This is a genomic window from Arthrobacter sp. U41, assembly GCF_001750145.1.
Taxonomy (GTDB): domain Bacteria; phylum Actinomycetota; class Actinomycetes; order Actinomycetales; family Micrococcaceae; genus Arthrobacter.
The window spans coordinates 57,877-76,179 of sequence record NZ_CP015733.1 but is presented as its reverse complement, the minus strand read 5'-3'; the positions used below and the strand labels follow the sequence as shown (position 1 = coordinate 76,179).

Annotated in this window: 20 protein-coding genes and 1 pseudogene; 13 read left to right on the top strand and 8 right to left on the bottom strand. The window is 61.4% G+C overall.

Features of this window, described 5'->3' with window-relative positions; all coding sequences use genetic code 11:
• Window positions 1–23: 23 nt before the first annotated feature.
• The 4 genes from ASPU41_RS20275 (at window position 24) to ASPU41_RS20260 (ending at window position 2,868) form a co-directional block, all read left to right on the top strand.
• The gene (locus tag ASPU41_RS20275) at window positions 24–524 is read left to right on the top strand and encodes a hypothetical protein (protein ID WP_069952894.1); all 501 of its coding nucleotides are present in this window, start codon (window positions 24–26) and stop codon (window positions 522–524) included.
• Window positions 525–676: 152 nt separating this feature from the next.
• Window positions 677–1,090 carry a four-helix bundle copper-binding protein gene (locus ASPU41_RS20270; protein WP_069952893.1) on the top strand — a complete coding sequence of 138 codons (414 nt, stop codon included), beginning with the start codon at window positions 677–679 and terminating at the stop codon, window positions 1,088–1,090.
• 161 nt (window positions 1,091–1,251) lie between these two features.
• Complete coding sequence (locus ASPU41_RS20265) at window positions 1,252–1,887, top strand: DUF3105 domain-containing protein (protein WP_069952968.1); 636 nt, start codon at window positions 1,252–1,254, stop codon at window positions 1,885–1,887.
• A gap of 366 nt (window positions 1,888–2,253) precedes the next feature.
• A complete protein-coding gene (locus tag ASPU41_RS20260; protein WP_069952892.1) occupies window positions 2,254–2,868 on the top strand; it encodes a recombinase family protein in 615 nt (204 codons plus the stop codon).
• 287 nt (window positions 2,869–3,155) lie between these two features.
• Here the strand turns inward: ASPU41_RS20260 and ASPU41_RS20255 are convergent.
• Window positions 3,156–4,159 (bottom strand): annotated as a pseudogene (locus ASPU41_RS20255) (TerC/Alx family metal homeostasis membrane protein).
• A gap of 102 nt (window positions 4,160–4,261) precedes the next feature.
• Between ASPU41_RS20255 and ASPU41_RS20250 the strand changes: the two are divergent.
• The 3 genes from ASPU41_RS20250 to ASPU41_RS20240 all read left to right on the top strand — a co-directional run bounded on the left by ASPU41_RS20250 (window position 4,262) and on the right by ASPU41_RS20240 (window position 5,675).
• Window positions 4,262–4,600 carry a helix-turn-helix transcriptional regulator gene (locus tag ASPU41_RS20250; protein ID WP_069952891.1) on the top strand — a complete coding sequence of 113 codons (339 nt, stop codon included), beginning with the start codon at window positions 4,262–4,264 and terminating at the stop codon, window positions 4,598–4,600.
• A gap of 130 nt (window positions 4,601–4,730) precedes the next feature.
• The gene (locus ASPU41_RS23145) at window positions 4,731–5,051 is read left to right on the top strand and encodes a hypothetical protein (RefSeq protein ID WP_197515880.1); all 321 of its coding nucleotides are present in this window, start codon (window positions 4,731–4,733) and stop codon (window positions 5,049–5,051) included.
• Between the two features lie 141 nt (window positions 5,052–5,192).
• A complete protein-coding gene (locus tag ASPU41_RS20240) occupies window positions 5,193–5,675 on the top strand; it encodes a universal stress protein (RefSeq protein WP_197515879.1) in 483 nt (160 codons plus the stop codon).
• Between the two features lie 68 nt (window positions 5,676–5,743).
• Here ASPU41_RS20240 and ASPU41_RS20235 read toward each other — a convergent pair whose 3' ends face one another.
• Window positions 5,744–6,046, bottom strand: a complete 303-nt coding sequence (locus ASPU41_RS20235) for a P-II family nitrogen regulator (protein ID WP_069952889.1) — start codon at window positions 6,044–6,046, stop codon at window positions 5,744–5,746.
• Window positions 6,047–6,051: 5 nt separating this feature from the next.
• Window positions 6,052–6,996 carry a sodium-dependent bicarbonate transport family permease gene (locus ASPU41_RS20230; protein WP_069952888.1) on the bottom strand — a complete coding sequence of 315 codons (945 nt, stop codon included), beginning with the start codon at window positions 6,994–6,996 and terminating at the stop codon, window positions 6,052–6,054.
• Between the two features lie 352 nt (window positions 6,997–7,348).
• Here ASPU41_RS20230 and ASPU41_RS20225 point away from each other — a divergent pair, with 352 nt between their 5' ends.
• The 3 genes from ASPU41_RS20225 to ASPU41_RS22860 all read left to right on the top strand — a co-directional run bounded on the left by ASPU41_RS20225 (window position 7,349) and on the right by ASPU41_RS22860 (window position 11,206).
• Window positions 7,349–8,224: a DUF6671 family protein gene (locus tag ASPU41_RS20225; protein ID WP_157357159.1), complete on the top strand. Its 876-nt coding sequence runs from the start codon at window positions 7,349–7,351 to the stop codon at window positions 8,222–8,224.
• Between the two features lie 82 nt (window positions 8,225–8,306).
• Window positions 8,307–10,010 carry a dihydroxy-acid dehydratase gene (ilvD, locus tag ASPU41_RS20220; RefSeq protein ID WP_069952887.1) on the top strand — a complete coding sequence of 568 codons (1,704 nt, stop codon included), beginning with the start codon at window positions 8,307–8,309 and terminating at the stop codon, window positions 10,008–10,010.
• A gap of 806 nt (window positions 10,011–10,816) precedes the next feature.
• Window positions 10,817–11,206 (top strand): DUF7793 family protein, encoded by a 390-nt coding sequence (locus tag ASPU41_RS22860; RefSeq protein ID WP_157357158.1) that lies wholly within the window; start codon window positions 10,817–10,819, stop codon window positions 11,204–11,206.
• A 478-nt stretch (window positions 11,207–11,684) separates the two neighbouring features.
• Here the strand turns inward: ASPU41_RS22860 and ASPU41_RS20215 are convergent, their stop codons facing one another.
• From ASPU41_RS20215 to ASPU41_RS23585, 3 genes are read right to left on the bottom strand one after another with little or no spacing between them, the layout of a single operon-like run.
• Window positions 11,685–12,203, bottom strand: coding sequence for a hypothetical protein (locus tag ASPU41_RS20215; protein WP_069952886.1), 519 nt, complete (start codon window positions 12,201–12,203; stop codon window positions 11,685–11,687).
• A gap of 37 nt (window positions 12,204–12,240) precedes the next feature.
• On the bottom strand, window positions 12,241–13,227 hold the full coding sequence (locus ASPU41_RS20210) for an IS3 family transposase (protein WP_231941082.1): 987 nt from the start codon (window positions 13,225–13,227) through the stop codon (window positions 12,241–12,243).
• A gap of 17 nt (window positions 13,228–13,244) precedes the next feature.
• Window positions 13,245–13,748: a transposase gene (locus ASPU41_RS23585; protein WP_197515666.1), complete on the bottom strand. Its 504-nt coding sequence runs from the start codon at window positions 13,746–13,748 to the stop codon at window positions 13,245–13,247.
• A 234-nt stretch (window positions 13,749–13,982) separates the two neighbouring features.
• Here ASPU41_RS23585 and ASPU41_RS20200 point away from each other — a divergent pair, with 234 nt between their 5' ends.
• Both ASPU41_RS20200 and ASPU41_RS23820 read left to right on the top strand, forming a co-directional pair.
• Window positions 13,983–14,690, top strand: coding sequence for a hypothetical protein (locus ASPU41_RS20200; RefSeq protein ID WP_069952885.1), 708 nt, complete (start codon window positions 13,983–13,985; stop codon window positions 14,688–14,690).
• Window positions 14,691–14,710: 20 nt separating this feature from the next.
• On the top strand, window positions 14,711–14,833 hold the full coding sequence (locus tag ASPU41_RS23820; RefSeq protein WP_269450087.1) for a hypothetical protein: 123 nt from the start codon (window positions 14,711–14,713) through the stop codon (window positions 14,831–14,833).
• Window positions 14,834–15,315: 482 nt separating this feature from the next.
• Here the strand turns inward: ASPU41_RS23820 and ASPU41_RS20195 are convergent, their stop codons facing one another.
• The gene (locus ASPU41_RS20195) at window positions 15,316–16,626 is read right to left on the bottom strand and encodes a competence protein CoiA family protein (RefSeq protein WP_069952884.1); all 1,311 of its coding nucleotides are present in this window, start codon (window positions 16,624–16,626) and stop codon (window positions 15,316–15,318) included.
• Between the two features lie 291 nt (window positions 16,627–16,917).
• Complete coding sequence (locus ASPU41_RS20190; protein WP_069952883.1) at window positions 16,918–17,244, bottom strand: histone-like nucleoid-structuring protein Lsr2; 327 nt, start codon at window positions 17,242–17,244, stop codon at window positions 16,918–16,920.
• A 351-nt stretch (window positions 17,245–17,595) separates the two neighbouring features.
• On the opposite strand from ASPU41_RS20190, the gene ASPU41_RS20185 reads away from it, so the two are divergent.
• Window positions 17,596–18,144, top strand: a complete 549-nt coding sequence (locus ASPU41_RS20185; protein ID WP_069952882.1) for an AAA family ATPase — start codon at window positions 17,596–17,598, stop codon at window positions 18,142–18,144.
• Window positions 18,145–18,303 lie beyond the last annotated feature (159 nt).

The following is an 18,303-nucleotide window of genomic DNA, read 5'->3' as shown; positions in this document are numbered from 1 at the left end:
ACGGCAACATAGGCGGCTCACTGATGGAGCATCAGGAAAGGATCTGGTTCGTGGACCCGGCGACGCTGCAGGACGCCGTGGTGGACCGGGCCGCGCTGGAAGCCCGGCTGGACGGCTGCAACGACCCGGACCGCGTCTGGGTGCTGTCCCTCCTGGGCAGAGGCGAGGAAGCAGTCAACGAAGCCCAGGCACTGCTTGCAGCCTCCCAGGACCCTTTCCGTGCGCTGCTCGTGCTCGGCTACGCCTACCAGCGCCTGTACAGGTGGCCGGACGCCGCCCGGGCACAGGAGAAAGCCCTCCGCACAGCACACACCAAGGTCAGGGAAGCCCAGGCACGCCATCAAATCGGACGTCGGCTCTTTGACGAGGGCCTTTACCTCGCTGCCGCTGCAGAGTTCGACTGGGCCGGGGACCTGTTCAAGGCCGCAGGCCGCTCCCGGGCCGCTCACACCTCCCACCACGCAAGGGACCGGGCCCGGAAGGTCCACCTGCACAACAGGATCTCCGACCAGAAAGATCACTGATACCCGCCAGGTCACCGCGTACGAAACGCACGACCGCAACAAGGAGCGAAAGGAGGGACGCAGCAACACAGGCCCGGACCACTGCGCAAAAATGCGCGCGGGTTCGGACAGTGATTCCCAGCCAAGTAACCCCTACCGGAAAAGAGAGCACAATGACCCACAAAACCACTCACACACTGCTCGATGCCTACCCGAAGGACCTTGGCGACATCGATCCGCACAAACTGGCCGAATGCATCGCGGCCTGTTTCGACTGCGCACAAGCCTGTACCGCTTGCGCCGACGCCTGTCTGAGCGAGGACATGGTCGCGGAACTGACCAAGTGCATCCGCACCGACCTGGACTGCGCCGACATCTGCACCACAACGGGCAACATCCTCTCCCGCCACACCGGCTACGACGCCAACATCACCCGCGCCGTCCTCCAGGCCTGCGCCACTGCCTGCAGAGCCTGCGCCGAAGAATGCGAACAGCACGAAAACATGCACGAGCACTGCCGGATCTGCGCCGAAGCGTGCCGGCGCTGCGAAACGGCATGCAACGAACTACTCGCATCCCTGGGCTGACTGGAGCCCGACCGATGAGGGCCCGCCACCGGGCGGGCCCTCAGCTTCTCCCTCAGCAAGCGTGCGTCTTCACTCAGCTCCCGACGGATTGTGCGGCCGTGAAGAGCAACAACCTCGACATGTACACTCCGCCCAGCACAACCCCTGTCAAAGGAAACATCATGAGCAATGCCAAGAAGCTGCGTAATGAACGCCAGGCCATACTGTCCGGCATCCGGGCCAGGCAAAAGGCGAAAGAACGCAGAACCAAAACCTTCCTCTACGGCGGCTTCGGCCTCGTCCTCGCCGCCATCATCACCGCAGTAGCCATCGTCCTCACCGGAGCAGTGCAGGAACGCAACGCGCTAGCCGAAGCAGCCAAACAACCAATCGAAGGTGTCAGCACCTATGACAATCTGTCCCGCAACCATGTGCAGGAAGCCGTGCAGTACCCGCAGGAGCCGGGCGTGGGAGGCGACCACTCAGCACGATGGGTAAATTGCGCGGTCTACACCGCCCCCGTCAACGAACAAGGCGCCGTCCACTCCCTCGAGCACGGTGCCGTCTGGATAACCTACACACCCGCCCTGCCGCAGGAACAAATCAACGCGCTCACCGAACTAGCCAAAGACAACCAATACGTCCTGCTCAGCCCTGATGACAACCAGACCGATCCCATCACAGCCACCGCATGGGGTCAGCAACTACCTCTCCAGAACGCGGACGACCCAAGGATCCGGGCCTTCGTCGCCAAAAATGCCAAGTCCCCGGATGCTCCGGAACCGAACGCTCCCTGCACCGGCGGGACAGACGGGTAAGTCAGCGAAGAAAGTGGCCGATAGGTCGAAAGGCACGGCGACGGCCAGCGCATGCCCAACTACAACCAGGAACCCCATCCCTGGCATCAAGCCGCTACGTCTCTCGTCCCCGCAACAGCATCCGGTCAGCGGCGCGCAGGCACACTCGACGTGGCGGTAGTATCCCCGGCTTTCCGCCCAAAACCGGGCTAAGGGATACGAGACGGAGGGACTAAGCCAAGGTCCTCGCTCCGCGATGGTTCTCCGCGCCATTTACCAATCACAGAACGCCGCCAAATAGCGCCGAAAGTCACAAAGTTGATGCCAGCCCGATTTGTAAGCGCGTTGTCACTTAAACGAACGTATAAATAACAGAGGAGAACTCCTGTGCTCGTCGGCTACATGCGCGTCTCAAAGGCCGACGGATCCCAAACAACCGACCTGCAGCGCGACGCACTCCTGACCGCCGGGATCGACACGGATTCCCTCTATGAGGACAGGGCCTCAGGCAAGAAGGAGGATCGGCCCCAGCTGGCAGCCTGCCTCAAAGCCCTGCGCCACGGTGACACCCTGGTCGTCTGGAAACTCGACCGGCTCGGCCGGGATCTGCGCCACCTCGTCAATATCGTCCACGACCTCACCGAACGCGGCATCGGACTCAAGGTCCTCACCGGGCAGGGGGCGGCCATCGACACCACGACCGCCTCCGGGAAGCTGGTCTTCGGGATCTTCGCCGCCCTCGCCGAATTCGAACGCGAACTGATCTCCGAACGCACCCTCGCCGGCCTCGCCTCCGCCCGCGCCAGAGGCCGGAACGGGGGACGTCCCTACAAGATGACCCCAGCGAAACTCCGTCTCGCTAAGGCTTCCATGGGCCAGCCTGGAACCAAAGTCAGTGACCTTTGCACCGAACTCGGAATCACCCGGCAGACCCTCTATCGGCACGTGTCACCCACCGGAGAACTGCGCCCTGACGGGGCAAAGGTCCTCTCAAGAGGCTAGACATGCGGAACCAAATTTTTGGAATGGAGGTTTTCGAGCGGGTCCGCCGGCGGATGGCCGGGCCCGTCACTCCCATGCTCGGTGCCCGGCATGCTACCCCGGTTTCGACTGCTGCTGGCCACCGCCAGCACTGGACTGATCGGGGCCAGAGGCGGGTAAAGCAGCCAATGGAGCAGGTATTTGGATCCCCGCAGGCGGCTCGTCAAATCTGCTGCTTCGAGCAGGGCACGTAGTGTCAGCCGGCCGCTAAACTGTTCCGCCGATGGGCAGCGAGTTCATGTGTCTGGTCAGCCGGTCCGGTCTGAATCGGACGGGTGCTCCGCTGTCAGCGAGCCGGAGTGGGCGCGTGCGGTGGGGTCTCTTCGGACCTTGATCAGGCTTGCTATTGTGGTCACTGTCAGGACGGCTGCGATGACGATGAGGCTGGTGTTGGTGCTGATCTCGGGCACTCGGCCTTCGATGCCGTGCCCCCAGTGCAGGACCAGTTTCACGCCGATGAATGCCAGGATGAGCGCCAGACCTGTGGAGAGGTAGACCAGGCGGTCCAGAAGCCCCTTGACGAGGAAGAACAGGGCCCGCAGCCCTAGCAGGGCGAAGGCGTTGGCGGTGAAGACAATATAGGGTTCGGCGGTGATGCCGAAAATGGCCGGGATTGAGTCGAGTGCGAACAGCAGGTCGGTGCTGCCAATTGCGAGCAGCACAATGAACAGGGGCGTCACTGCCCGGCGTCCGGCGCTGCGCGTGAACATCCGGCCGCCCTCGTAGTCCTTTGTGACGGTCAGCGCGCGGCGGGCTACCCGGACCAGCACGTTGTCATGGACATCCGGGTCGGCGTTGCGGTGCCGGTAAAGCTGCACAGCCGTCACAATCAGGATCAGGCCGAAGATCAGGAACATGAAGGAAAACAGCTGGAGCAGTGCTGCACCCAGTGCGATGAAGACCGCCCGCAGACCAGGGCCAGTGCTATGCCGAAAATCAGGACTTTCTGCTGGTACTTCTCTGGGACGGCGAAGGTCGACATGATGATCACGAAGACGAAGAGGTTATCGATGGACAGGCTTTTCTCGACGATATAACCGGCGAAGTATTCCGCGCCGTAGTCCCAGCCCACCTGCATTGCGAAGACCAGTCCGAAGGCAATGGCCACGGCAATATAGAGAATCGATGAAATTGCGGCCTCGCGGAACTTCACGACGTGCGGCCGTGCGGCAGCCAGTCCAAGATCCAGGGCGAGCAGCCCGAGAATAAGTCCGATGGTGATAGTCCAGCGAAGTACACTGACTTCGAGCATTGGTGGCCTTTCTTGTCATCAACTGAAACTGGCTGATTGCTTTCCCTGCGCTCCCGGCCGCCGACCGGGCGCCTGCGGGTCCGATGGACTATTGTCCTTGAAATGGCAACCAAGGATTTTGACTCAGGGACACCCGCCGGGGCCGCCGCCGAGACGCAGTGGACGTTCCTCACCAACCATGCCCACGTCCTGCTCACTATCGCCCGCGATCCGCAGATCCGGATGCGCGACGTCGCCACCCGGGTGGGCGTTACGGAGCGTGCTGCGCAAAAGATAACTGCTGACCTTGTGGAGGCCGGCTATATCACCAGAACCCGTGCCGGACGGCGCAATAGCTACACCGTCGCCACCGGTCGTCCTTTCCGCCATCCCGTCGATGCCGGCCACGAACTGGACGAACTCCTCGCGGTCCTCGTCCCGGAATCCACCTCCCAACCCTAGACACATGAACTACAGTTCGCTAATCTGAGTTCAGTAGTTGAATCATACGCTACCTGCATCAGGTGGCGGGATGGCCGGCCGGAGTGTCTTCGGCACGGCTGAGCTGAGTCGGTCTGGAAGGAGCTCGCTCTTGAATAATCGAGAGGCACATGTCAGACCGCCACCTCCAGCCGGTGTTCCCGCCACCACTGCGGATTCCGCAGGGCCGGTGCATCTCCTCGTCGTCGTGGCCGAGTCCGACGCCGCAGACATTCTGACCGCGGCGGCCGCACAGGCGCGCAGCGCCGGTGCCCGCCTGCTGATCGCTCTCGCCCGGCCCCGTTTGGGCTTCACGACCGACGCCGCCCTGGTCCGGTCCGTCACCGCACGCAGGCAACAGGAGATGCTCCGATTGGAGCGCCTCGGGCCCAGGCCTTGGACCACACCGGAGTCACATTTGAAACTGTCTTGATGACCTACCGGGGCGGCGGCTCTGCATTCGGGCGGACCCGTCGCATTGCCTCAGCAGTGAATCGCCTGGCCCTCGGCCGCGGGGCCATCGCCTGTCGGCAGCCGGCGTTGTTGCGACCTCCAACAGCATGGAGAACCATCAGTGAGCCATGAAAAGTCGGTTGATGGACTGAATCCGGCACCGGGCAACAGCATCGTGGTAGGGCACGATGGATCTGACGGTGCAGATTATGCATTGGCCACGGCTCTTGGGCTCGCGGACGAGCTGCAGGTCGCTGTCGTCATCGTCATCGTGCGGGCCTGGTCTCTCTCCACTGCCCCGCGGCCGCCCGATTGGGAGTTCGGGTACGTGTCGTCGTTTGATGAGTACGCCGCGGCCGTAGATGAGGGGCTCGTGGAGGATGTACGCATGATCGTCGACAAACACCCCATGGTCCCCATTAGCTACAGAGCCGTTCACTCCAGCGCAGCCAAGAGCCTCATTGAAATCTCACGAAACGCCCGCATGCTGGTTGTCGGATCGCGCGGTCGCGGCGGTCTCGCCGGGATGCTGCTCGGCTCCGTAGGTGACCAGTGCGTCCGGCATGCGGCCTGCCCCGTCCTGGTGGTGCGTCCCCGGAGCTGAAGCCACGGCACTCGGGCATCCATTGACTCCTTTGCATCGGTCCGGAGCGAGCGCCGCCCGATCAGGGTCTAGAATTTCTCCGGGCGCAAAACGTCGACGTCACTCACGAACAGAATCATGGCGTAGTCCTCGTAATAGTGCTCCTGAAGGTAGGCGGAAATTGCGCTGGCCGTCTCTTCGTCGCACACCACCTCAATGCGGATGTTGCTGTTCGCCTCCCAGCCGGCACTGCGGACGCCCCGGTGGCCTTTGCCGCGGGCGTCGGTGATGGTGTATCCGTGAGCATTGAGCCGGTCGATCTCACGGGTGAGAGTGGCCTCAAGTGCTGCTTCGGTGACGACGGTCAATAGCTTGCGTGTATGCCTTTGCATCGGTCTCATCCTTTCGCGAAAGTATGTGCCCACACGGCCAGTGCATGGTAGATCGGGATACCAAACAGTACATTGAACGGGAATGTGATCCCCAGCGAGGCTGCCAGCGACAGGGTGGGATTGGCCTCGGGTACGGAGATGCGCATGGCCGCCGGAACCGCGATGTACGAAGCACTCGCCGCCAGTGTCGCAAGAACGGCCGTACCGCCTATGGAGAGGCCCAGGACCCACCCTAGCCCGGTCCCCACCAGGGCGGAAAAGAGCGGCATGCCAATTCCAAAGGCCATCAGGAATGGCCCGTACCGGCGCAGGCTTCCTACCTGTGTCGCGGTGATCAGCCCCATCTCCAGAAGAAAAAGGGCCAGGATCCCCTTGAAGAGATCGAAGAACAGCGGCTCGATCGACGACAGCCCGTCCGGCCCGGCTGCCCAGCCGATGAGCAGCCCGCCCAGTAGCAGCACAATGCTTTTGCCCAGGAAAACCTCGTGGGCGACCGACCTCCACCGGGTTTCGCGTGAGAGGCCCCGCGCGAGGACAATTCCCACAATGATGGCCGGCACTTCCAACAACACCAGAAGCAGGGGCATGTGCTCTTCGAACGCGATCTGGCGGCTGCCGAGATAGGCGACCACCACGGCATAGGTGCCTACGCTCACCGAGCCGTAGTGGGCGGCGAGGGAAGCCGCATCCGCGCGTTTGAAGCGGCCCAGGTAGCGCAGCACGGGGAAGGCAGCCAGTGAAAGGAAAAAGCCCAGCGCCACCACGGCCAGCATTTGCGGCAGCAGGCTGCCGAAAGGCTGCCTGGCCAGTTCGATACCGCCCTTGAGGCCGATGGCCAGCAACAGGACGATGCTGACGAACTCGTAGATCGCAGCCGGTAGCCGCAACTCCGAACGCAGCAGGCCCGCCGTGGCGCCAAGCAGGAAGAAAAGGATGATGGGATCGATCATGCGGTGACTCTCTTGTTCGTTTCCAGCTGTTGTGAAACCGGAGCGCGGTCAACGGCCCGTACCTAGCATCGTTTGGCTGTAATCCGTTCGACGCCACCGGTATGCCGACAGTGCCATTAATACACGCTATATGATTCATGAGACAAACTTCATGTATTCTGGTACGTAACATCTGCGGTTGCGGGACGGCCACAGGGACTTTTCCACCTCATCGCGTGCACATGACAGGTGTGCTGTGAAAACGTCGGCATGGGGTGAGGAGAATTGCAGGAGCAGCAGCCGTCACCGGATGTGCCACTCATCCCGCAAACCTGCGGTTCCCAGTCGTTCCCCCTGGAGTGAAAGGTCAGTTGTGATCAGCACTGAGTCCGGCAATTCAACCCCGCCTTCCGTCTATTCCGGTGAACGGATTTCTCTGCTTACCCAGCATGGCAAGGAGCGGGTGATCGTCCCGGTGCTCGAGCGTGCGCTCGGCTGCCGGCTCGAACACGTCACGGGCTACGACACGGATCTGCTCGGTACTTTCACCCGCGAGGTCCCCCGCGCCGGCTCACAGCTCGAGGCTGCGCGCAAGAAGGCGCAGGTGGGCATGGAATTGTCGGGTTTGCCGCTGGGTATCGCCAACGAGGGCTCGTTTGGCCCGGATCCGGCCATGGGGATGTTCCCCTGGAACATCGAACTCATGATCTGGATCGACAGTGAGCGCGAACTGGAGGTCGTTGGAACAGCCGAAGGCAAGACGAACTTCTTCCACCTGCTGACCGCGGACTGGGCGGAGGCCCAAACGTTCGCCCGCGAATCGAAGTTCCCCGAACACCACCTGGTCGTTCGCCCGGACGGCGAGCACGACCCCCGCATGCATAAAGGAATCGCCGCCTGGCCCGAGCTGGAGCTCGCCTTTTCGAGGGCGCTGGCCCGATCGGCCAACGGCAAGGTTTTTCTCGAGACCGATATGCGCGCCCATGCCAATCCGACGCGCATGGAAACCATCCGTCTCGCGGCCGAAAACCTCGCACAGAAACTTCGCTCCAGATGTCCGTCCTGCGACACCCCGGGATTCTGGAAAGTGGAGCGAGTGGCAGGACTCCCGTGCACGGGCTGCGGCGAGCCAACGAGCGAGACCCGCGCCGAGATTCATGGATGCCTCACCTGCGGGCACCGCTCTACCCGCGACGTAACTGACCCACCACGCGCCGACCCGCGTTTTTGCAACGGCTGCAACCCCTAACACTGCCCATGACCTCGACGCGTCCCATTGCCCAACGCGTTCAGAGCGATACGTAGCTTCAAATCAACACCGGAGGAAAGATATGCAACCATCACATTTAGTGGACCTCAAGCCCCGCAGCCGGGTGGTTACCGACGGCATTCATGCGGCCCCCGCGCGTGGCATGCTCCGCGCTGTGGGTATGGGGGACGATGACTTCGCCAAACCCCAGATCGGCGTGGCAAGCTCCTGGAACGAAATCACTCCCTGCAACCTCTCCCTGAACCGTCTCGCCCAGAGCGCCAAGGAAGGTGTCTTCTCCGCCGGCGGGTTCCCGATGCAGTTCGGCACCATCTCCGTCTCGGACGGCATCTCCATGGGCCATGACGGCATGCACTTCTCCCTGGTCTCCCGCGAAGTCATTGCCGACTCCGTGGAAACCGTGATGCAGGCCGAGCGCATCGACGGCTCGGTCCTCCTGGCCGGCTGTGATAAGTCCCTGCCGGGCATGCTCATGGCAGCCGCCCGCCTGGACCTGGCCAGCGTGTTCGTCTATGCCGGTTCCATCATGCCGGGCTGGGTCAAGCTGGAGGACGGCTCAGAAAAGGAAGTCACCCTCATCGACGCCTTCGAGGCCGTGGGCGCCTGCGCCGCGGGCAAGATGAGCAGGGGTGACCTTGACCGCATCGAGCGCGCCATCTGCCCCGGCGAAGGCGCGTGCGGCGGCATGTACACCGCGAACACCATGGCCTGCGTCGGCGAGGCCCTGGGCATGTCCCTCCCCGGCTCCGCCGCCCCGCCCTCGGCAGACCGCCGTCGTGATCAGTTTGCGCGCAAGTCCGGCGAAGCCGTGGTCAACCTGCTGCGCCTCGGCATCACCGCCCGCGACATCATGACCAAGAAGGCGTTCGAGAACGCCATTGCTGTCACCATGGCCTTCGGCGGTTCCACGAACGCGGTCCTGCACCTGCTGGCCATCGCCCGCGAAGCTGAGGTTGAGCTGACGCTTGAGGACTTCAACCGCATCGGCGACAGGATCCCGCACCTGGGCGACCTGAAGCCGTTCGGCCGCTACGTCATGACCGACGTCGACAAGATCGGCGGCGTGCCGGTCATCATGCGCGCACTGCTCGATGCCGGCCTGTTGCACGGCGACTGCCTCACGGTCACCGGCAAGACCGTTGCCGAAAACCTCGCCGCGATCAACCCGCCGGACCTGGACGGCAAGATCCTCCGTGCCATGGACAACCCCATCCACAAAACCGGCGGCATCACCATCCTGCACGGCTCCATGGCGCCCGAAGGTGCTGTGGTCAAGAGCGCAGGCTTCGACGCCGACGTCTTCGAAGGCACCGCCCGCGTCTTCGAGCGCGAACAGGGCGCACTCGACGCGCTGGACAACGGCGCCATCCACAAGGGCGACGTGGTGGTCATCCGCTACGAAGGCCCCAAGGGCGGCCCCGGCATGCGCGAAATGCTCGCCATCACCGGCGCCATCAAGGGCGCAGGCCTCGGCAAGGACGTCCTTCTTCTCACGGACGGGCGCTTCTCGGGTGGCACCACGGGCCTGTGCATCGGCCACGTCGCCCCTGAAGCTGTCGACGGCGGACCCATCGCCTTCGTCAAGGACGGGGACCGCATCCGTGTGGACATCGCAGCACGGACCTTCGACCTGCTGGTGGACGAAGCTGAGCTCGAGTCCCGCAAGATCGGCTGGGAGCCACTGCCGGCCAAGTTCACCAAGGGCGTGCTCGCAAAGTACGCCAAACTCGTGCACAGCGCCTCCACCGGCGCATACTGCGGGTAAAGCACTAGCACCCATTTACAGATCCACGGACGGTGACTACGTTGAGAATCACCCCAGCTGGAGACGCGTGCAGAGGACTTCCGAAATTCCGTGCAGACCACTTCGGAAAATGACACATCGCAAGGGCGGTTTCCCACGGAACGGCGCCGGTGTGCAGCAGTGCGCGGCAGGCACCACCATTCTCGAATCAACCTGTTCTTGAAATCCTTCCTTTGTAAGAACGCCCCCGCTAGTGCATCTAATAAGCCTGCGTGTCTTCAAAAGGCATTGGCGAAGGGCTCACTGCCACCCTTGTCTGGAGCGGGCAGGTAGCGGATTATGTGTGGGTGGCGGTGTTCTACCTCGCTGGGGAGGGTCCTTCTAGCCTTCATCGGGGCTCCGCCAAGGGGCTGACTCCTGGTCTCAGGAATTTCAGGAGTCAGCCCCGCCTCTCGGTGCGCCGACTAATCGGTTCAGCGTAAGAGCGGCAGACAAGCGCGCCGCTGATCTCGCAGCGCGCACTGCACCCAGCAGGGCACGACCTGGGCGTGTGGGCCACTTCCGCTCTGCTACAGAAGCTACCGCACAATGCCCAGCACTACCCGTCGGCTTCAGGGGTTGGTCAATGATGACTTCCGCTCCTCAAGATTGGGTATGAATTGTCCAAGGATGCACACAATTTCTGAGCTTCTTGAGTGGGCATCCACGAGGAGCACCACCAAACTCAAGAACAAAAGTGCCAGCCCCGCGAGTGGTCACTGCCCGAGGCGCGCCATGGAATAGGGTCTTGACCTGGGGGAATCGAAAAATCACGCGGCAAGGACCCCATGCGCAGTATCGAAATCACTGATAAAGGCACTCTTGAACTGGCCGACGGAATCTTGCGGCTGTCCTGGCGAGAGGGCCAAACCATTGGGGTTGAGGATGCTCAATGTGCAGTCGCCGCCATAGACGCGCTCGGCCAGGGAACCAGCTTGCCGATGCTCATACTCCTAAGAGGGGTGAATTTCACCCGGGCAGCCCGAAAAGTCTTTCCGTCACAGGGAAGCGTTTCGCGGATTGCGCTGTTAGGTTCCTCTCCCGTGGACTACACCATTGCGCTCTTCGTTCTCCGTGTAAGTCCGCTGCCCTGCCCGGTCAGCTACTTCACCTCGTCGAGGAAAGCCATGAATTGGCTTCGCCGGGACGCCGGCCCCACACCGGAAGGAAAGTCCTGACGGCCCATCCGAGCGGCAGCAACTTCCGCTCTTCCTTGGGCGCGTCGGCTATGGAGAACGCCCGCCGAATGGGGGAAACGGCGGGCCTTCACAGCAAAGGTTATAGAGCGGAGACAAGAACAACGAATGGACAATCTGGTGCTCCCGATTTGCGCCTGTTTGCCTGGGACACGTGAACCCTGACGTTAGTCTCTGATCCGACGTGACCCGAGTCGAACTAGGAAACACGTCGCCTGCAATGAGCAATGGGCGGGTGTGCGCCACAGAGAAAGGAGGGCACCAAACAGCGATCGAATCCACGCACCAGGCTAGATTCCCAATTCAACCGTCCTCGAAATCCCTCGTTATTGAGAGTTCGGAAAACATTCCGCCTTCTCCGCTCGTGCAGACGACTTCGAACGCTCCGGGCAACGGCTTAGAAGACTGACAGTGGCTCGGGCAGGCCACCCACAGGAATGGGGGGACACCCCACCCGTCACTAGTGAACCGAGTTTCCATGGGCGTCCAGAGGCATTGCCTCCGCACCATAGAGCAGAGCGCGATAGCCGGCGGCGTCATCTTGGAGGTTGGCTGGCCAGACGCCAGGGTTGTTGCTGTACGTGATGTAGCTGGACGTGTAGATGATTTCTACGTGCACCATCACGTCTCCCACCTTGCGCCAATTAGTGCTGTCGTCTACCAATGCCTGCACTTGGAACGAGGCGGGCTCGGCTTGATTGAACACCGGCAAGCTGTCTACTGCGAAGTGGGCATGCTTAGTCACGACTTGTCGGGCGGGTATTGCATAGGCGTGTGCCATGTCCTCCATGTCTTCTGACGTCGGGTCTATGGTCTTCCTGAATGAGTGGCACTCCAGCACAATCCTTTTACCCTTGTCGTCTGTTGTTACCAGCCGCAGCGCAGTGATCACACGCGGGCGCGCACCGGAGTTGAACAGGATCACGGGCAGCCTGAGTACCAACCTCGACTTGTTCCAGTACCCACTGAAGGTGACCACGGGAAAGAGCTTCAGCCGGCCCTCGGAATTTGTCAAATCAAATGAGACGTAGTGGTTGTTGTAAATGCACCGAGGGCGCGGCTCTTTTTGCCGGGTCGTTGATCGCCGCCTTCAGCGGCAGCGGAGGTGCGGCAGGACGGCGGACAAACCGCTCGGGATGCGCGCCGTACGCCCGGTCCAGGGTGTGCTGGCGTTGTTCACGCACGTCCTCGGCTGTGCCGTAGTGCACGCTGGCCGGGGTGTGATAGCCGATCCCGGAATGCCTGTGCTCGTGGTTGTAGTAGGCGGTGAATCCTTCCATCCAGGTCCTGGCCTCGTTCACGGAGTCGAACCGTTCCGGGTAGTCAGAGGTGTATTTCATGGTCTTGAATTGGGCCTCGCTGAACGGATTGTCATTCGATGTATGGGCTCGGGAATGCGACCTGGTGATATCCATGTCCACCAGCATCGAGGCAAGGGCTTTGGACGTCATCGCCGCCCCACCATCGGCGTGCAGGTACCCCGGAGGGTTACCACCGGTCTCGGCGACAATCTCCTGCACGAGGTCCGCGGCCAGCTGGCCGTCCTCGATACGCTCGATGCGCCAGCCCACCACGTAACGGGAAAAAATATCCAGCACCACGTAGGCGTGATACCAGATTCCCTTCGCCGGGCCACGCATCTTCGTTATATCCCAGGACCACACTTCGCACGGTTTTGTGGCCATGAGCTCCGGAATCACCTTGGTCGGATGAGTGGCTTGCCGTCGGCGTTCCCCGCCCATCTTCGCGTCCGCCAGCACGCGATACATGGTGCGCTGCGAACACCAGTACCGCCCCTCGTCCAGCTCACGGACATAGACCTGGGTCGGTGAAAGGTTCGCGTAGTCTTGGCGGTTGAGCACCGACAGGATCTCGGCACGCTCGGCCGGCGAGAGCTCCGCCGGGTGCTGGGCCTTGGGCCAGGGCCCGTGCATCCGGGGCTTGGGCGCGGCCTGCCGGTGATGGGTGGCCCGGGAGCGGCCCACCAGCCTGCAGGCCCTCACCACCCCGAGGTGCCCGGTCAGTTCCGTTGCGGTTGCTGATTGCCACGACTGGTGTGCGGTGCTGGTGATTGCGCGTTCTTCGATGAGAGAGCTTCCAAGAACGCGACTCCTTTTCCCAAGGTATCCAGGGCGGCATCCGAGGAAGCCAACTTCCCGCGGGTCCGCTCGTGTGCGGCCCGCTCCGCGACCAGGTCCTTGGTCAGCTGGGCGATCTGGGCCTGCTCGTCCGTGTTCTTCGGCCGGCCCCGGCGTGCCGCCGGCTTCGCGAGCCTGCCCGCATCGAACGCGGCCCGCCATTCCTGGATATGGGAATCGTAGAGCCGTTCGCGGCGTAGCACTGCGCCCTTGGAACCGTTCGGTGCCGCATCGTATTCCTGGACGATCGCGCGTTTGAACTCGGCGGTAAAGGTCCTGCGTGCCGACCGGTTGGAACGCGGGCCCTGCTCCGCTGATCCTTGGTCCTGGCTGGCTATTTCTTCCGGTACGGGCTGTCCAGTCCCTGCTGGTGTGGATGTATTCATGGTGAAGTTTCCCTCCTGCCTCCAGCCTCTATTCTCGTTCAAGAAGCGGTCTCTAACGAGTCTGGCCGATAGGGCCTTCCGGGCCTGAAGCCAGTAGAACGAGCCAATGGTGAAGAGAAGGGCAAGGCAGGATATGAATACTGGGGAGGTCATATAGAGACAGTCTCACGAACCAAGAGGCCACCCGGAGTTATTAGCCACTGGCTACGGAGCGGTGGAGACAGGCCATGAAGCATGAAGGAAGCCCTACTGCTTGTTTCCCGCGGGCCTTTTGACAACGATGAGGGCATGGGGTTTATGGATGGTGCTGCAAACGATCTGAAGTTTCGCTTGGAGAGAGTGGGAGTACCACCCGCAATCGCCTTTTCGATAGGTCAGGTCGCCTACATCGGGCGAAAGAACCGCCCTCAATGGGTACCGGAACCTGTCATCGGGAAAAGCGAGGTCACCTGGCTAGTGACCCAATTCGAACCCGACCTTCGACGAGTGACTGACGCGGAGGCCAAATCTGCTTATGTGTTCCTTCTCTGCACGAAAATTTTTGGCCCAGACGAAGGAAACCTTATTTTCCAAGCCGGCTACGCTGGCTCTTCCCCAGACGAGCAAGACCCTAACAGGCTTATCGACGGCGCCTTGCGCTATTTCGACGAAATAGATCTCGCATTCCTTGGAGATCGACTGATGGTGCCAGCCGTCATGTTCCGCGGCAACGGTGACGACCAACAGCAGTGGCTCGGACTCGTCATGTCGAAGGACGGCATGTTCGGCTTCTTCGAAGAAAGCGATTGCTTAGTAGACGATGTGGATGATGGCGAGCCCGTCATATATCGCCTGAGTGATCTCCGAGCCTGCAAAGTAAGCGTTCCCGAGAGCATCTACGTCCCTCCAGGTCTGAAGCACGTTCTCCGATCCCCTTCACCCGTGAATTCAATGCGAAGTTGATATTTGGAGATGATGTCTCCGTGATGCATCTCGCGGTGCTTTTTTCTCAGATCGATGAAGAGATGCGGGAAGAGGTCGCACGACACATCCAGCAGTTGTTAGGACTTTTTGACAAGGCATTGAGCCTGCAAGAGTCCCACTGACTAACGCTCAACTCTAGGTGGCCAGCGTTGTGCAGACGACTCCTGACATCCGTGCAGACGACTTCTGAAAATGACACTATCCCGGAGTCGGCTGGAATCAGCAGATGTCACTTAAGCCGTTATTTATTCTAAGTAATGCAAAGGTGGACCACAACTTGTTTTGTGACAGGATGTCGAGGGATGTCGGAAGCCCCGCAAAGGTACCGGACTCCCGGGCATGGGTGAAAACTTTACGGATATGAACGACCCCTTTGGAATCTTGCAGTGAAGGATGTTCACGCGAGTTACAGTTTTCTGGCCGCTACCGTTCGGACCGGCCAGGACCTCTCTCCCCCCGACGCTTCTGCGTAGCCAGCGGTTGAAAATGGGTGCTGACGCGGAAGACGTTGTTTGCCGGTAGCGGGGCGGCCCGGGTGTCCGGCCGTCGTTCCCTATCCCTATTGTCTGGGACGAGACCTATGCCCGACTTTGCAAATGGAGCCTCAGTAGCGCCGGCCCAATCGCGGCGACGGCCGTTTCTGGCACCAGTCGCATTCTTCTTTTGGAGTCTCGTGGATGCGGCATCGTAAGGGCGTAGGAGAAGTGGTGGCCGCAGGGATTTTGATGACCGGAACCGGCGGCGGTACGGCGGCGGGGCTGCCTAGGACTGACCACTTCTCCGGACGGATGCACGCAATGAAAAATTGGCCCATTGTGCTGTCGCAGGATGGACAGACGAAGGCGCTGTAGAGCCGGCCGCTCGCCAGGGTATGCCGCTTTTTGATAACTGCTTTCGGGACATCGGGCTTTGCAGCCCGGATCCAGCCATCGACCGCGCGATGAACCTCTGGGTGGTTCTCTAGCCGCTTCTGATCGACCTCGGACTTCACTTGCAGCCTGGGCATCCCGCCGCCCCAAGACCACGTGCGCGCGTCCCAGACCAGCATCGGTTCTTCACACTCCCAACAGCAGGTGAGGCTGCCCCAGACATGAACATCTAAGCGGGTGCGCACCGTATGGTGGCCGAATGCCGATTCGGGGGAAGCGGAGAGATCATTCATCGCCTCAATTTGCTGCTTGATTGTTTCCTGCTTCATGCGCTCGGCCTCTGCAGCAACGGCCGCCGCCTCTTCAGCCGCCCTCTGAGCCTCCGCTTGGGCATGCGGGGTCCCGTGTATCCAGGAGTGACCCTTCCGGAGTAGGGCCTCAACGAAGGCACCGACACTGTCTCCGGTCAGGAGGAAATTTTGGTCTGCGGGCAGGGCGAGCAGTTCGGCGGGGTCATCCGGAACTTCGGATGTCTTGCCAAAGCCCGTCACTACTACTGGGACCTTGGTCTCGTGATACTCGAGCTGTCGTGGGATGAGCCAGACCGGAAACGCTCCGCTGTCAAAGTAGCGCTGGGACCGTGCGAAGTAGTTCTCCGGCGTCTGGGATGACAACTGCACCTCGAACGCGACCCGCTTGGTGAAGTCATCGGACTCGGCCAAGACGTCGATGATCCATTCCCGGGACGGGTGAGGGTGCTCGACGATCGCGTGCCAATCAGGTACCCGATCAATGCAGAGCCTCAAAGCCTCTTTCATGGCCAGATGTTGAGGCGATTCCCCGCCATGGTCAACCTTGCAGCCGTCCCTCCTGTGATGCGCGAAATAGCGGGTGAAGGGTCCGCGGGTCTTGGCGACGGCACGCACGTTACAAACCGGCATGACCATCCGTTTGCGGTCCTCTGACCTCTGAAGCTCCACCCACGCTTCAGAGGTAAACGTTGCAGCTTCGACCCGGTTCCCATCGAGCATTGCAGTGAGCAGCATGGTCCCCCAACCTCAGCGGCCAGCAGCTCCGGCCTTCCAGAGGATTTCACCACACGGCGGCCAATCTGCAGGGTAACAGACAGCTTCTTCTTGAACGCGCCCGCGAAATGGCCGGCAAGACTCATCACCCCAAGGGGGCGAACCCGCTGCCCAGGTTGCCCGGATGCTCCCGGCCTGACGACTTAGAGGCTCACGGCCGCCGCTCCCCTACCTCGGGCGAATCGATGCGGCCCTGAGCCCTCTGCTCAGTCGGCCGCAGCTCAGCCACGGGATAGTCAGGCCGGACGGCCGCTAGTGGGCCTCGTCGTACGCTTTCTTGATGTCCTGGCTAATGCGGCCACGGGCGCTGGGGCTGTACCCGTTCACCTCGGCCCATTCCCGGATCTGCTGCGTCTGTTCCCGGCTGGACGTCGTGCCCCTGCCTTTCTGGCCGGCTGAGGAGCCGCGAACACGCCGGCCGTGGGCAATGTAGGGCTCCAGCGCCTTGCGCAGCCCGGCTGCGTTCTCTTCGGTCAGGTCGATTTCGTACTCGATACCATCGAGGGCAAAACCGACGGATTCCTGGGCTTCCTCGCCTGAAATGTCATCGATCAGCTGAACATGAACTTTGCGGGCCAATGGGGTTCCTTTGTTCGGATTAGCGGTGCTGCTCCCCCATGCCAACGCCTGTCTTCGAGCTCAACACTATTTCACTAGCGGATCATCGTCGTTCGTCCCCGCCGGACACTTCAAAACTCATCTCTCCAGGGATTTTCCGTAGAAATCTCTCCGTAGGTTCCGTAGTCGAGTTCTGCCGCTGCGCATGAGCGCGGAACGGAACGCTTGGGGCTGGTCCAGACGCTCTCGTCAACTAACGCATAATGGGTCGTTTTTGACCTGTGCTCTAACGACGGCCGTGCAGTCGGTCGACTAAGGATCGGTTGTAGGAGGGGCGGTGAAGGAAACTCCTTTGGCGCTAGGCTTCGGTCCATGATTGTTTGGCTCAACGGCACCCACGGGGCGGGAAAAACGACGACGAGCGCGCTCGTGCAGCAATTGCTGCCCGACGCGCGTATCTTCGACGCTGAGAAGGTCGGCGAAGTGCTGATGGATATCAAACCGGGGCTTCCCCCTACGGATAACTTCCAACACTGGGAACCTTGGCGGACGCTCGTTGTCGAAACCGCACGGCGAGTGCTCGAGTACACCGGCGGCACACTCGTGATGCCGATGACTGTTCTGGTTGAGAGCTACTGGCGGGAGATCAGCGATGGACTGACCGAGCACGGCATACCGATACAGCATTTTGTTCTCCACGCCGACCAGACCACGCTCCGCGACCGCATACAGAACGACAAGGACCTCGGCCCTTCGACGTTCCGCTTCGCATATCTGGAACCGTACGCCGAAGCAGCTCGTTCCTGGCTGCACAATGAAGCCGAGGTCATCGACACCACGCACATCACGGCGGACCAAGCCGCGCAGCGGATCGCAAATTCGGTGCTCAGCCCTGCCTTGCCGCTTAGAGCGATGGACTAGCGCCGATCTCCTGGCCATTGGCCCGCTGAAAGGTCCGTTATGGGACCCGGAACCGCCAAACCTATCCTGCGAACTAATCGCCATCGACGGCCAACCGTCACATCGAAAGGAGCGCTACGTACCCCCGAGTAGGGTCTAGTCAGGAATCCCTCGGTGACA

What these genes read in the sequence shown, in the direction of transcription:
- ASPU41_RS20275 (WP_069952894.1), top strand. Translation starts at nt 24, where the DNA reads ATGGAGCATCAGGAAAGGATCTGGTTCGTGGACCCGGCGACGCTGCAG.
- ASPU41_RS20270 (WP_069952893.1), top strand. Translation starts at nt 677, where the DNA reads ATGACCCACAAAACCACTCACACACTGCTCGATGCCTACCCGAAGGAC.
- ASPU41_RS20265 (WP_069952968.1), top strand. Translation starts at nt 1,252, where the DNA reads ATGAGCAATGCCAAGAAGCTGCGTAATGAACGCCAGGCCATACTGTCC.
- ASPU41_RS20250 (WP_069952891.1), top strand. Translation starts at nt 4,262, where the DNA reads ATGGCAACCAAGGATTTTGACTCAGGGACACCCGCCGGGGCCGCCGCC.
- ASPU41_RS20235 (WP_069952889.1), bottom strand. Translation starts at nt 6,046, where the DNA reads ATGCAAAGGCATACACGCAAGCTATTGACCGTCGTCACCGAAGCAGCA.
- ASPU41_RS20230 (WP_069952888.1), bottom strand. Translation starts at nt 6,996, where the DNA reads ATGATCGATCCCATCATCCTTTTCTTCCTGCTTGGCGCCACGGCGGGC.
- ilvD (WP_069952887.1), top strand. Translation starts at nt 8,307, where the DNA reads ATGCAACCATCACATTTAGTGGACCTCAAGCCCCGCAGCCGGGTGGTT.
- ASPU41_RS22860 (WP_157357158.1), top strand. Translation starts at nt 10,817, where the DNA reads ATGCGCAGTATCGAAATCACTGATAAAGGCACTCTTGAACTGGCCGAC.
- ASPU41_RS23585 (WP_197515666.1), bottom strand. Translation starts at nt 13,748, where the DNA reads ATGAATACATCCACACCAGCAGGGACTGGACAGCCCGTACCGGAAGAA.
- ASPU41_RS20200 (WP_069952885.1), top strand. Translation starts at nt 13,983, where the DNA reads ATGAAGGAAGCCCTACTGCTTGTTTCCCGCGGGCCTTTTGACAACGAT.
- ASPU41_RS20195 (WP_069952884.1), bottom strand. Translation starts at nt 16,626, where the DNA reads ATGCTGCTCACTGCAATGCTCGATGGGAACCGGGTCGAAGCTGCAACG.
- ASPU41_RS20185 (WP_069952882.1), top strand. Translation starts at nt 17,596, where the DNA reads ATGATTGTTTGGCTCAACGGCACCCACGGGGCGGGAAAAACGACGACG.